The following is a 12,663-nucleotide window of genomic DNA, read 5'->3' on the forward strand; positions in this document are numbered from 1 at the left end:
AAGCCGATGCCGGGTCACGCGTGGGCGCCGAGCCTGGCCGAATCGTGGACGGCGTCGAAGGACGGGCTCACGGTCGACTTCCTCCTCCGCAAAGGTGTGCGATTCCACAACGGTGATACCGTCAGCGCCGACGACGTCAAGTTCTCGTTCGACCGCTACAAGGGCGCCGGGGCCAAGCTGCTCAAGGACCGCGTGCGCGATGTCCAGGTCGTCGATCCGGGTCGTGTGCGCTTCCACCTGAAGGAGCCGTGGCCGGACTTCATGACGTTCTACGGCACGTCCGCCACCGGCGCGGCCTGGATCGTGCCGAAGAAGTACGTGGAGAAGGTCGGCGACGACGGCTTCAAGAAGGCGCCCATCGGCGCCGGACCGTACCGCGTCGTGAGCTTCACGCCGGGCGTGGACCTGGTGATGGAGGCCTTCGAGGGATACTGGCGCAAGGTGCCTTCCGTGAAGCGGCTCGTCTTCCGCAGCATGCCCGACGAGACCACGCGCGCCGCGGCGCTGAAGGCCGGCGACGTCGACATCGTCTATCTCCTGAGCGGGCCGACGGCCGCGGACGTCAAGCGAACGCCCGGGCTGCGCCTGGCCGCCGCCAGGCCGCCCGGCGTCGCCTTCCTCGACCTGCCGGAGCAGTGGGACCCGAAGTCGCCGTGGCACGACCGGCGCGTGCGCCTGGCGGCGAGCTATGCCCTCGATCGCAGCGCCCTCAACGAGGCAGAGACGCTCGGGCTCTCGCGCCCGACCGGGGCCCTCATCCCGCGGGTGCTGGAGTTCGCGCGCGCGTACGATCCGCTCGCCTACGATCCAGCGCAAGCCAAGAAGCTTCTCGCGGAAGCCGGCTATCCCAACGGCTTCGACGCCGGCGACCTCACCCCGTTCCCTCCGTTCTTCTCGCTGGCCGAGGCGATCGGCAACTACCTCCAGGCGGTGGGCATCCGCACGCGCGTGCGCGCGATGGAGCGCGCCGCGTTCCTCACCGCGTGGCGCGAGCACAAGATCAAGGGCGTCGTCATGGGACTCGGGGCCCCCGCCGGCAACGCGGCGACACGCATCGAGGTCTACGTGACGAAGAACGGCATCTACGCGTCGGGCGTGGTGCCGGAGATCGAGGACCTCTACCAGCGCCAGGCCCGGGAGCTGGACCGGAAGAAGCGCGAGGCCGTGCTGTACCAGATTCAGCAGATCATGCACGACCGGGTGCTGCACGTGCCCATCTACGAGCTGGCCTTCCTCTGGGGCATCGGGCCTCGGGTCGAGGAGGCGTGCGTGGACTGGATCAAGGGCTTCGCCTACTCCGCACCGTATGAGGATCTGAAGGTCAAGGCGCCGCGATAGGAATCGACAGCGAGGGAGACCATGCGCAAGACGATCACGGGCACCGGCGGGATGCTCCTGCTCCAGACGCTGAAGGACGCAGGCGTCGACTACCTCTTCACGAACCCGGGCTCCGCGGAGACCGGGATCTTCGCGGCGCTGGCCGAGGACGGTGATCAGCGGCTCGTGGTCGGCAAGCACGAAGGACTGGTCGCGGCGATGGCCGACGGCTACCACCGCCTGAGCGGCAAGGTCGGCGTCATCATCGCCCACGTGATGGGCGGCTCGTACCAGCTGGCCGGACAGCTCTTCAACGCGCAGGTCGCCGGCTCGTCGCTGCTGGTCATCGCCGGGGACTGGGCGTCCGAGCTCCAGGACTACCGTGGGCTCGCGCCCTTTCCGGGCCTGAGCCAGGCCGAATCGATGCGCCCGTTGACCAAGGAGGCGCGCTGCGCCTACACGGTGCACACGAACCCGGCGGCCATCACCGTCGCCACCATCCGCGCGCTCCGCGAAGCGACCACGCCACCCACCGGCCCGGTGTACCTCTCCATCAGCGCGGCCCTGCTCAATCGGGAGGGCCTCGAGGCGGAGATCGGCGAGGGGGCGCAGTACAAGATCGAGCCGCCGGGGCCGGCGCGCCGGCAGACGGTCGAGGCGATCGCCCGCCGGCTCGGCGAGGCGCAGTGCCCGGTGCTGATGTTCGGCGACGACGTCTGGCGCGACGGTGCCGCGGCCGAGGCCGTGCGCCTGGCCGAGACGCTCGAGGCGCCGGTGTTCAGCACCCGGCAGATCTTCGCGAACTTTCCCTCGCGGCACCCGCTCTACTGCGGCATGTACCCCGTCTCGAAAGAGTTCGAGAAGGTCACCGGTCTCCGACCCGACGTGATCTTCCTCGTCGGGTGTCAGGGCGTGCACGGCAGCGTCGCCGAGCCGTGCGTGATGCAGATCGGGCCGAACCCGCTGCTCATGGGCCGCCACTACCCGCTCGATCTCGCGGCGCAGTGCGAGCTGCGCGAGACGCTGCGGAGCCTCGGCGAGGCGCTCATGCGCCTGCACGGCGCCGACCGGGTCGCCGCCTGGGCCCGCCAGCGCGCGAACGTGCGCGCGTACGCGAAGCTCCTGATCGAGCGCGAGGAGACCCTCGTGCGCGAGCACCAGAACGACACGGTCGTGCATCCGAGCGTGCTCGAAGCCCAGCTCGCCGACGTCTTGCCGAAGAACACCGTGATGGTCCAGGAGAGCTCGACGGCGCGGACGACGCTGCTGCCGTTCGGGTATCAGGGGATGGCCTGGACGCGCAGCGGCGGCGGGTCGCTGGGCTTCGGCGTGGGTGGCGCCATCGGCGCCAAGATCGCCGTCGGGCGCGAGCGGCCCGTGGTGCTGCACCTCGGCGACGGCGCGCTCACCTACAGCGCCGCGGGGTTCTGGACGATGGCCCGGTACAACACCGCGGTCCTCACCGTCGTCTCGAACAACGAGAGCTACCAGATCGTGCGCCACAACTGGGCCAAGGACATGCCGGACAGCAAGATGATCCGGGAGGGCAAGTATCCGGGGCTCTGGCTGAGCGCCCCCGCGACCGACTACGTCGCGCTCGCCCGCGCCCAGGGCGTGGAGGGCGAGTGCGTGCGGAGCACGAAAGAGCTGGAGCCGGCGCTCCGGCGCGGCGTGGACCGGATCACGCGCGACAACCGGCCGTACCTGGTCGAGGTGGCGGTCGCCCGCGAAGGGGTGGGCGCCGATTCGACCTGGTATCAGGACTGGCGGCTGTGAGCTGCGGGCGCCGGACGGAGCCGACGACGCGGACACGACGCGGGTTCTCGCGCGCGCTCCCGGTCCTCGCGGTCCTCGGCGCTATCGCCGCGTCGCTGTCGCCCGCCGTGGCGCAAAAAGGGCCGATCCGCATCGGCTTCCTGTCGCCGCTCACCGGCGGCGCCGCGCAGATCGGGCGGGACATGGTGAACGGGTTCGACATGTACCTGGAGGAGACGGGACACCAGATCGCCGGCCGGAAGGCCGAGGTGATCGTCGAGGACACCGCCGGCAACCCCGCGACCGCCATCACCAAGTTCCGCAAGCTCGTCGAGAGCGACCGCGTCCACATGGTGGTCGGCGAGACGTTCGCGCACATCGGGTACGCGCTGGCGTCGAAGGCCGACGAGTACCGGATGCCGACGATCTTCCCCGTGATCGCGGCCGACGACCTGACGCAGCGGAAGCCCTCGAAGTGGGTGGTGCGCCTCGGCTGGGCGTCGAGCCAGCCGTCGCATCCCTTTGGGGAGTACGCCGCGAAGACCCTCGGCTATAAGAAGGTCGCCGTGCTCGGGAGCGATTACGCGTTCGGCTACGAGGTGGTCGGCGGGTTCCAGAAGACGTTCGAGGAGGCGGGCGGGCAGGTCATCCAGAAGCTCTGGGCGCCGCTCGGCACCGTCGATCTGGCACCGTACCTCACGCAGATCAGGCGGGACGCGGACGCGGCGTTCGTCATCGTGGTCGCCGCCACCGCGCTCCGCTTCCCCGCGCACTATCAGGACGCCGGCCTGCGCGGCCGCCTGCCGCTGATCGGCGGCGCGGTCATCACGGACGAGTCCATCCTGCCGGGCTTCGGCGACGAGGCGCTCGGCATCGTCACGCCCCTCATGTACAGCGCGGCGCTCGATTCACCCGCCAACAAGCGCTTCGTCGCGGAGTACCGCAGGCGGTACGGCAAGGTGCCCTCGTACTTCTCGGAGACGTGCTACACGACCGCGCGCTGGATCAGCGAGGCGGCGCGCGCCGTCGGCGGCGCCGTGGAGGAGCGCGAGAAATTCCTGGCCGCGTTCGGCAGGATCGAGATCCCGGACGCGCCGCGCGGGCCCCTGAAGCTCGACGCCTGGGGCAATCCGATTCAGAACATCTACGTCCGCAGGGTGGAGCGGAAGGGCGGCGAGCTCCAGAACACGGTCATCCACACCTTCCCCGCGGTCTCGCAGTTCTGGACGTACAAGCCGGAGGAGTTCCTCAAGCAGCCGGTGTACAGCCGCGACTACCCGCCCTGCCGGCACTGCTAGCGGCGCCGCGCGATCAGCTGATCCTTCGCTCCCTCCACCCACGGGACGTCCTTCGGCAGAAGCACGGAGGCCGGGCGCACACGGTACGTGGCGGGATCGAGCCCGGGCGGCGGCACCCGCTGGGTCCGAAGCGCGATGGCCGCGTCCAGCAGGCGCTTGCGCGTGCGGATAATGCCCAGGTCCGCCCGGCCCAGCCGCTCGAGCGAGCGGTCGTACACCCCCTGGCTCTCCGTGATGGCCTTGTCCTGGCCGCCCAGGCCCGGCACGCCGAAGAACTTCCGCGTCCGCTGCGCCTCCCAGTCGGCGAGGTAGTCGTTGGCGAGGTTGGCGACGGGCCGGATGTCGCCGTAGGCCTCGCTGGTCGCCGGCGCGTACTCGGTGATGTGGATCCCCGAGCCGGTGCGGAACGCGGCGAGCTCGTCTGCGGTCACGGCGCGCGTGGGATGCCACGAGATGCACCAGTTCACGAGGTGGTCGTCGTCGACGGGGATCCACACGTGCGACTGCAAGAGGGCATCGCTCCCCACTTCCGGCGGCGGCATCGTGTGGAACGGGAGCAGGTACTGGGTGATGCGCCAGTAGTACTGCCCCGCCGGCGCCTCGCGCCGCGCTCCGATGAGGAGCCCGGTCTCCGTGTCGGCCACCTCGAGGTGCGGCGCCCGCTCGAGCTCGGACGCGAAGCCGAACCCGGCGGCGCCCCGGTCCAGGACACGCCGTGCCTCGGCGTCGCGCGCGTCGAGGATCCCGTGGAGGAACGAGATGTGCGCGGGGTCGACGCCGCCCTCGAGCGCCTGGAGGTAGTTGCAGTCCTGCCAGAACTTGGAGACGATCCGCTGGGCCTCCGGCACGAGGGCCCACTCGAGATCGGGCAGCCCGGGCGGCGGGCTGGCCGGCCCCATGTAGGCCCAGACGACGCCGCCGCGCTCGGCGCAGGCATACGCGAGCTGGATGACCTTGCCCTGGAAGCCGCCGCTCTCCGGCCGCTCGTTGGGCATGTCGATGCACCGGCCGCCCGGCTCGTACTGCCAGCCGTGGTAGACGCAGCGCAGACCCGGCTCCTCGTTGCGCGCGAAGTAGAGCGAGGCGCGCCGGTGAGCGCAGAACTCGCCGAGGAGGCCGACGCGGCCGTTCGGGGCGCGGAACGTCACCAGGTCCTCGCCCAGAAGCTTGACGCGCTTGACGCGGCCGCCGGGCACGAGCTCCGAGGACAGCACCACGGGGATCCAGTACTGCCGCATCAGATCGCCGATGAGCGTTCCCGGTCCCACCCTCGTCAACTGCGCGTTCTCTTCCGCGGTCAGCATCGCCGGTCCTCCTTCGGCGCGAGCGGTGGCGCGGCTGTACCGTAGCCCGGCTCGCGGGCCGGCGTCAATCGGCACGACGATTGGTAGATGTGGTTTAATCCGAAGCCAGACCGAGCGCGGAGGGTAAGGCGATGGCGACCCAGGCGACCGAGCCGCGGATGGAGCTGGAGCAGCACCTCCACATGTACCGCCAGATGGCGAAGATTCGCGCCTTCGAGGAGCAGGTGAACGAGCTCTACAAGAGCGCGAAGATGCCGGGGCTGGCCCACCTCTACGTCGGCCAGGAGGCGGTGGCCGTCGGCGTCTGCGAGGCCCTGCGCCGCGACGACTTCATCACGAGCACGCACCGCGGCCACGGCCACTGCCTGGCCAAGGGGGCGTCGGTCAACCGGATGTTCGCGGAGCTCCTCGGCAAGGAGCCGGGCTACTGCCGCGGCAAGGGCGGCTCGATGCACATCGCCGATCCCGAGACGGGCAACCTCGGCGCCAACGCGATCGTCGGCGGCTCGGCCGGCATCGCGACGGGCGCCGCCCTCTCCGCCACGATGCGCGGCACCGACCAGGTCGCCGTGTGCTTCTTCGGCGACGGCGCGCTCGGCCAGGGCCTCCTCTACGAGACGATGAACATGGCCGCGCTCTGGAAGCTCCCCGTCATCTACGTCTGCGAGAACAACCTGTATGGCGAGTACACGCCCTGCGGCGACACCATCGCCGGCGAGATCCTGGCGCGCGCCACCGCGTTCGCAATCCACGCCGAGAGCGTGGACGGCCAGGACGTCCAGGCGGTCAATACGACGATGCGCAGGCTGGTCGAGCGCGCGCGCCGCGGCGAGGGGCCGGCCTTCCTCGAGTGCAAGACCTACCGCTACTACGGTCACCACGTCGGCGACGTCAACCGGGAGTACCGCACGCGCGAAGAGGAAAAGGAGTGGATGTCCGAGAAGGATCCGCTCCTGACCCTGGCCTCACGGCTCACGGCGCAGGGGCTCGCCGACGCGAGCGTCTTCGAGCGGATCCAGACCGACGCGAAGGCGGAGATCGACGGCGGCGTGCAGTACGCGCTGGCCGCGCCGTACCCCGAGGCGAACGAGGTGGACGAAGACGTCTATGCGTGAGGTCGCGGCATCCTCACGCATTCGGCCCGGGTCATCGCCGTCATCCACGGAACTCGTTCACGGCCGCGTCCAGTGCCGCGAGCAGGTCGCGCCCGCGATGGAATCCACGCCGCATGACGAGCGTGAGCGACTCCCGCGCCTCGCCCAGGGCCGCGGTATCCGCACGAATGCGGCGAGATCCACGCGGTCGTACGGACGCGCGCGGTCGTCTCGCGCGAGGACCTTCAAGGCAATGAGATGGCCGAGCCGAGCGACCGGTACCCCGAACCCTGGTACGGCCTCGATCGGCTCCGCCGCAGCCACGATCTCGGGTTCGATCCCGGAAGAGGCGAAGAGCAGGTCGACGACTGCCCCTCGGACGTCTTCACCTGCGAGCGCGAGCCGGACGGTCGCCAGGCGTTCCACGGCGTCCTGTTCGATCGCCGCGACGACGCGCCAACCGCGCCCCTGGAGGTCGCGGACGAGAGCCTCGGCGTCGCGATCGCCGGCAACGAGCACCGCGAGATCGGCGTCGCGCGTAAATCGGGGTTCGGTGCGGGCGGACACCGCCAAGCCGCCGACCAGCGCAAACCGACGGCCGAGCTCCCGGAGGTCCGTGACGATGCGCCGGAGCGCGGCTTCGGCGCGGCTCAGGGACGTGCCGGCGGCCAGGAGATGGAACGGCCCCAGCCGTCGCCGTGCTCGGCGCCCGGGCGCGTTTCGAGCCAGGCGACCAACATGGCTTCGATCTCCCCGTCCGTGGCGTCGGGATGCTCTCGGCGGAGTTGCGCGCGGCGCATCGACTCGCCCAGCGCACAGAGATCGAGTGCCGTTCGCAATCGTGCCGCCAATGCGTCCGGAGAGTCGTCAGCCACAGGGTCATTGTAAGTCGTTCCCCGTGGGGAAGAAAATTGCTCCGCGTCAGGTCCGAGATGGCCTACCGCCGTCTTGACTCCGCGCCCAGGCTGGAGCAGCCCTGGTGGGGCAGCGTGGCGGCGGCGCCGGCGCGGGTCACACCGATCAGCAGAGGGCGATCATGAGTGAACGCGAGCTGACGTACGGCGAGGCGGTCCGCGAGGCGATCGTGAAGAGGATAGGCGACATGAAGATGATGAGCCAGATTCGCTTCACCCTCGCTACCAGATCCAGCCACTCCAGGAGATTTTTCGTACTGACCGGCATGGAGATAACGCGACTCTAGCGTCAACGAGTGTCAATCCTCAAGAGAAAGATGACCCCCTCGACTCCTGCGATCGTGCCGAGCGGAGCGGTCGTGTCTCGGAGGCGCCGCAGGCTGTTCTCCACATATCCACAGCCGTCCACAATGCGAAATTGCCACGGTCTGATGCGGATCGAGAAGCTATAGCCTCGAAAACCCCCGATCCTGCGGTCCACGACGAGACACCGCCTATAAACACCGCGCTGCGCCGGCGTTTGCGACATCTCACGTGCGCTTTCGCCGCTGTTAATGCGGCCGAGCGAGGCCTTGACACATTGATCGGCCGGCTTCATCGTCCCGGCAAGCCACAGCAAGCGAAGTCGCGACCCAGGGAGATTCGATGGACTCGGAGTTGTTGAGGCAAAGCCGCACGTCGTTCGCGAAGGGGCCGACCTCGATCCACGCGACAGGAGTGCAGGGCGGCAGCACGCTACTCGACTTTGGAGCCGCCCGACCAGCTCAGCGTCACTTCGTCTCGTTCCGCGCGGAGCGCCCGCGGTGCCTCGCGTGTGGAGCGGCGGTGAATGGTATCGGGGAGTGGCTTCGTTCAGCGTGTTCGGGCTAGGCTTCCGACCGAGTTGATCTGAGACGACTTCATCAGGTCTTTCCCCCACCCCGCCTCCATGGTTTGCCGTATTTCCGCAACAAAAGGAGAAGGCCTACCCTAGGTGGGAGGCCGATTCCTTTGTAGTGCCTGGCCCGGGCGGGGGGCGGTCTTCGATCTCGGCGCAGTCACGCGCCGGCATCCTGCGCGTCCAGCCCTAGCAGGGTCGGATCGCAGGGGGTAGTCGCGTGGAGGCAATTTGGTCATGATGCTCCTCGTCGTCTCACGCACAGAGCCGGGACGCTACAGGTACCTCAACCATGTCTTCGGTGGCGAGAGCGTGGAAGTGATCTTCGATCGTCGCGTCGTGGAGCGGCGCCAGCGTCTGGAGCGAGTTGTGGTCGAGCAACGCCGCGGGGACCGGCGCCAACGCGACGTCACGAAGGATCTTCAGGCGTTCGGCTGGGCGCTGGTGAGGCGCTAGGCGAAGTAAGGTTCGAGGACAGAACGCATCTTCCCGTCGAGTCGCATGGGGGCGTACCGGAGTGGAGCAGCGAACGCCTGAAATGGGGCGCCGGGCCCGTATACCTCTTTTACGAGGTCACTAAGAAGAGGGCACTGCTGCGGCGGGGGCGCATGCACGACCCTGCACGGCCACCCATACGGCCAACGCCCAGATTCGTCCATCGGGTCAGGGCATTGATAGTCCCGCTCTGTTCCGACCAACCGGTCCAGCTTCTCCCCTGGTTCATGCGCCGTGGCGGCTCCGCCGGGGATGTAAATCGCGACCAGGTCGTCGCTCCCCACCAGCTCGCCCGCCATCTCCTGAAGCCTCGTCAAGCCCGTGTCGGGGACGGCAACGTGCCCGCAGTCTTCGCCGAAGCGATGCCTCGCCTGGAGCCACCGGATCGCGCGCCGCGCGTTTGGCAAACGCGACAGAACCTGCTGGCTCATCTCGTTTCATTCGGTCGGGTCATGCGCTCGACGATCTCCGGGCGTGACGTGTTGCCTAGAGCGCGCGACCACGCACCTCTCCGGCGGGAACGCGGATCACGCCGACGATTTTCAGGAGATTGCTCTCGTCAGAGGAGCGCCGTTCGCCACGGCGGCGGTTCTCTGTCGTCGTGCTCGCCCGCGAGCGGCGCTCGCCGCGGCGGCGGTTGAGGATCACCTCGAAGCGGTCGCCGAGGTCCTGCTTGAGGAGCTCGTAGATGTCCTGACGATCGGTCGACACGATGAGCAGGTCGCGGCGGTTAGGCATCGGCTGGATAAGATTACGCGGTTTGCGCGCGCCGCGCCAGAAGGAAGCTAGAGCCAGACCGCAGTTTTCCGGAAATCTCTTGGTTCGCCCAGACTCAGTTCGACACCATCGATTGATCGTAAACGTCTGCCCACCAGTGAAACCGGAGCCGTGATCTTGGGGAACGCGGTTCGAACGCGAAGCCGTCCCTCACCATTTGATTGATGTCGAGGAGTCGCTCAGGACTGTGAGAGTAGATCGTGACAGTTGTGTCGACGTCCGGCTCCAGACTCCAGGTTCATTTGAGCCCGGCCTCCCGGAGCCGTGGGAACACGACGTCGCGGAATGCGGCGATCTCCTGCTCCGGAGGCCCGAAGGTCAGCGTCGGCATCAGATAGAGGTTCCTCACGCCGAGCTTCGCCATCTCCGCGATCCGCCCCGCGCAATCCCCCGGCGCCCCGATCAATCCTAGCGCATCGCACAGCTGCGCGACGACCTCGTCGGAGACGACCGACGTGGCGTCGATAGCCGCCTCCCAGTCCTGCGCGTGCGACAGATCCGGATAGATCTTGTGGACCGCCTCCGGAATCTCGAGCTTCGGCAGCCGGATGCCCGCCGGCTCCAGCCAGTGCCCGCCCCACCGCAGCACGCCCCAGTGAACAGCCGTCGGCCGCGCGAGCCGGCGCGCCCCGGCCGTGGTCGCCGCCGTCGCCGTCCGCACCGCCCAGATGACCTCGAGGTCCTCGACCCGTCGCCCCGCCCGCTTGGCGCCGCGGTGGACCCACTTTCCCGTTTTCGGGTGTTGGCCTCGCATCTCCGACGTCCGCGATCGCCGCCGGAACCGCGGGCGATAACGTCTGACTTTCCCGATTTCGCTCCTTTTCGGCAAAGTGTCGCGAAATGCTCATCATGAGCCGGTCGTTGCAAAACCTTGGCCCCGGGGCGATGTGGAGGGAAGAAGTCAGGCGGCAGCGGGACAGCTCTGGAGTCTACAGAAACTTTAGAGCGCATCGAGCCGGGGGGCGGACGCTTTTCGTGGGAAGGAGCCCGTGCGGCATCGGCCGCCCCGAACGGCATCATCCCTCGGGCGAGGGGCCGCGCGGTCGAGCGTGCAGTCATGAGCGGCCGCCCGATTCGCCCTCGTGGAGAATTCGGAGCACCGTGTCCGCGGCGTCGTCCACGCCCATGCCGGCGTCAGTGAGGCGGCCCACGGCGCCGATAATAGCGATCATCGGGTCGGACGCGGCGAGCTGAAATCGGAGGCTAGGCGACATAAAGCCCGTTCTCAGTCGTTCTCAGTCGTTCTCAGCATCGGGTGCGCGCCGCGGCGGCGCGGAGACGCGCTCGTGCAAGCGGTCATCAAGCGCGGCCGGCCGCGCGACATCGCGATGTTCTTGATCCTGAGGTACACCGGCATGCGACGTGATTCGGTCGTCACGCTGAAGGTGAAGAATCTCGATGGCGACTGGGGGCTACGCGGGGTGCGCGTCAAGGGCGGCACGACGCGCGACATCCCGGTCCCTGAGCCGGTAATGACGTACCTGCACACGTACGTGCAGGATGTGCTTCCGCGCGTGGTTAAAAACGTCGCGCCGGACACGCCGCTGTTTTGGTCCAGGTGGAGTCGCCCGGTAGTCGGCCGGACCGTGCGGCCGATGAACGGCAAGAATCTCTGGCGGCTCACGAAGTTCTACGGCCGTATGGTCGGTGCCCCCGAGCTGAAGCCGCACGATCTGCGCCACGGCGTCGCCATGGAGATGTACGGCGAGCACGGGGATCTCGAAAAGGTCCGCGCGCTGCTCGGCCACACGCGCTTCGACACGACCCAGATCTACGCGTCGATCCGACCCGCGCAGCTCAAGCGCGCGGTCGGCTTCTACGACGAGAAAGCGAGGCGGATGCTCGGCGCCTGAGGTGAACGACGCGTCCGTGTTTGAAGAAGTTGCTGCAGCGCGAAACAAAGTTCTTCAAACACGCAGCGTTAAACATCAATGAAATTCGAATGGTGGCCCCAACGGGATTCGAACCCGTGTTTGCAGTCCGCCACGCGCTTTCGTATTGGTCGAAGGAAGTTAGGCGCTGTTGACTAAACGCTTGCACTCCCGGGATTGAAACGCGCTCGTGATTTACGTCCCCCTCGCCGTTCTGAATCGCACGCGTTCTCATCAGCCGAGACACAGCTGAAAAGTTTGGGGCAGAGCCTGGAATCGACGCGCGAATTTCCTGGGAAACTGGGAATCGGACCGACATTCCCGGTGGCCCAGGTGTCGGCGTCCTTTCGGTGGTTGCAAGGGCCTGCAACCATTGCACCCACATTGTGCTGGTAAACATCACATATTCTGCTAGGGAGAAATTCGATGTCCGCGACGAGCGTTCAGTTCACGGTTGCAGCCCATATCATGGCGGCTCTTGGTTTTTTTCGCGGCAAGGAAATCCCTTCGGCAACTCTCGCTGAAAGCGTGAATGCAGACCCCACTTTCGTGAGGAAATCGCTCTCGAAACTCTCCAAGGCTGGCCTGATCGTCACAACGCGCGGTAAGGACGGCGCGCGCACCCTTACGCGTTCCCCTGAACAAATAACGCTTCTAGACATTTATCGGGCCAGCGCGGCACCACCGACATTCGCGATTCATAACTATCCTAACGCAGGCCGGACTCCGTCACGTCCTTCGCGATCGCATCGCTCTCTCGCTCTTGGTCTTCCCGGGAGCGACGATCGTGCTTGCTCGCGAGCGCTTTACCCAACATCTCCGCTGTCATCGTCCGTTTCACGAAAGCTGGCACAAATGCGTCCATGAAGCGATTCAGTCGGCCCGGAACTATTCTGGACCGGTTTTCCCGCAGCGCGTTAAGGCCCTCGGATACGCACTGCTCCACGCTCATCGGCTTCAT

13 protein-coding genes are annotated in these 12,663 nt (G+C 67.4%); 7 read left to right on the forward strand and 6 right to left on the reverse strand.

Going from position 1 to position 12,663, the window contains the following annotated elements; translation table 11 throughout:
- The 3 genes from VKG64_01545 to VKG64_01555 form a co-directional block, all read left to right on the forward strand.
- The coding region (locus VKG64_01545) for an ABC transporter substrate-binding protein (protein HKB23709.1) at window positions 1-1,338 on the forward strand (1,338 nt) is incomplete at its 5' end.
- 21 nt (window positions 1,339-1,359) lie between these two features.
- Window positions 1,360-3,093 (forward strand): thiamine pyrophosphate-binding protein, encoded by a 1,734-nt coding sequence (locus VKG64_01550; GenBank protein HKB23710.1) that lies wholly within the window; start codon window positions 1,360-1,362, stop codon window positions 3,091-3,093.
- Window positions 3,090-4,370 carry a penicillin-binding protein activator gene (locus tag VKG64_01555; GenBank protein ID HKB23711.1) on the forward strand — a complete coding sequence of 427 codons (1,281 nt, stop codon included), beginning with the start codon at window positions 3,090-3,092 and terminating at the stop codon, window positions 4,368-4,370. Before VKG64_01550 ends, VKG64_01555 begins: the two co-directional genes overlap by 4 nt.
- On the opposite strand, the gene VKG64_01560 is transcribed toward VKG64_01555, so the two are convergent.
- Entirely contained in the window at window positions 4,367-5,674 is a 1,308-nt protein-coding gene (locus VKG64_01560; GenBank protein HKB23712.1) for a Rieske 2Fe-2S domain-containing protein, read from the reverse strand. The genes VKG64_01555 and VKG64_01560 overlap by 4 nt on opposite strands.
- Before the next feature lie 131 nt (window positions 5,675-5,805).
- Between VKG64_01560 and VKG64_01565 the strand changes: the two genes are divergently transcribed.
- Window positions 5,806-6,789: a thiamine pyrophosphate-dependent dehydrogenase E1 component subunit alpha gene (locus tag VKG64_01565; GenBank protein HKB23713.1), complete on the forward strand. Its 984-nt coding sequence runs from the start codon at window positions 5,806-5,808 to the stop codon at window positions 6,787-6,789.
- A 57-nt stretch (window positions 6,790-6,846) separates the two neighbouring features.
- On the opposite strand, the gene VKG64_01570 is transcribed toward VKG64_01565, so the two are convergent.
- Both VKG64_01570 and VKG64_01575 read right to left on the reverse strand, forming a co-directional pair.
- Window positions 6,847-7,335 carry a nucleotidyl transferase AbiEii/AbiGii toxin family protein gene (locus tag VKG64_01570; protein ID HKB23714.1) on the reverse strand — a complete coding sequence of 163 codons (489 nt, stop codon included), beginning with the start codon at window positions 7,333-7,335 and terminating at the stop codon, window positions 6,847-6,849.
- Between the two features lie 83 nt (window positions 7,336-7,418).
- Window positions 7,419-7,568, reverse strand: coding sequence for a hypothetical protein (locus tag VKG64_01575; GenBank protein ID HKB23715.1), 150 nt, complete (start codon window positions 7,566-7,568; stop codon window positions 7,419-7,421).
- A gap of 179 nt (window positions 7,569-7,747) precedes the next feature.
- Here VKG64_01575 and VKG64_01580 point away from each other — a divergent pair, with 179 nt between their 5' ends.
- Window positions 7,748-7,969 (forward strand): hypothetical protein, encoded by a 222-nt coding sequence (locus tag VKG64_01580; protein ID HKB23716.1) that lies wholly within the window; start codon window positions 7,748-7,750, stop codon window positions 7,967-7,969.
- An 827-nt stretch (window positions 7,970-8,796) separates the two neighbouring features.
- Complete coding sequence (locus VKG64_01585; protein HKB23717.1) at window positions 8,797-9,015, forward strand: hypothetical protein; 219 nt, start codon at window positions 8,797-8,799, stop codon at window positions 9,013-9,015.
- A gap of 525 nt (window positions 9,016-9,540) precedes the next feature.
- On the opposite strand, the gene VKG64_01590 is transcribed toward VKG64_01585, so the two are convergent.
- Both VKG64_01590 and VKG64_01595 read right to left on the reverse strand, forming a co-directional pair.
- Entirely contained in the window at window positions 9,541-9,792 is a 252-nt protein-coding gene (locus VKG64_01590) for a hypothetical protein (protein HKB23718.1), read from the reverse strand.
- A gap of 277 nt (window positions 9,793-10,069) precedes the next feature.
- Window positions 10,070-10,585 (reverse strand): LLM class flavin-dependent oxidoreductase, encoded by a 516-nt coding sequence (locus VKG64_01595; protein ID HKB23719.1) that lies wholly within the window; start codon window positions 10,583-10,585, stop codon window positions 10,070-10,072.
- 532 nt (window positions 10,586-11,117) lie between these two features.
- Between VKG64_01595 and VKG64_01600 the strand changes: the two genes are divergently transcribed.
- Entirely contained in the window at window positions 11,118-11,684 is a 567-nt protein-coding gene (locus VKG64_01600; protein HKB23720.1) for a site-specific integrase, read from the forward strand.
- 727 nt (window positions 11,685-12,411) lie between these two features.
- Here VKG64_01600 and VKG64_01605 read toward each other — a convergent pair.
- A partial coding sequence (locus VKG64_01605; protein ID HKB23721.1) for a hypothetical protein occupies window positions 12,412-12,663 on the reverse strand: 252 nt, incomplete at its 5' end.

This window comes from Candidatus Methylomirabilota bacterium (assembly GCA_035260325.1).
Lineage (GTDB): Bacteria > Methylomirabilota > Methylomirabilia > Rokubacteriales > CSP1-6 > AR19.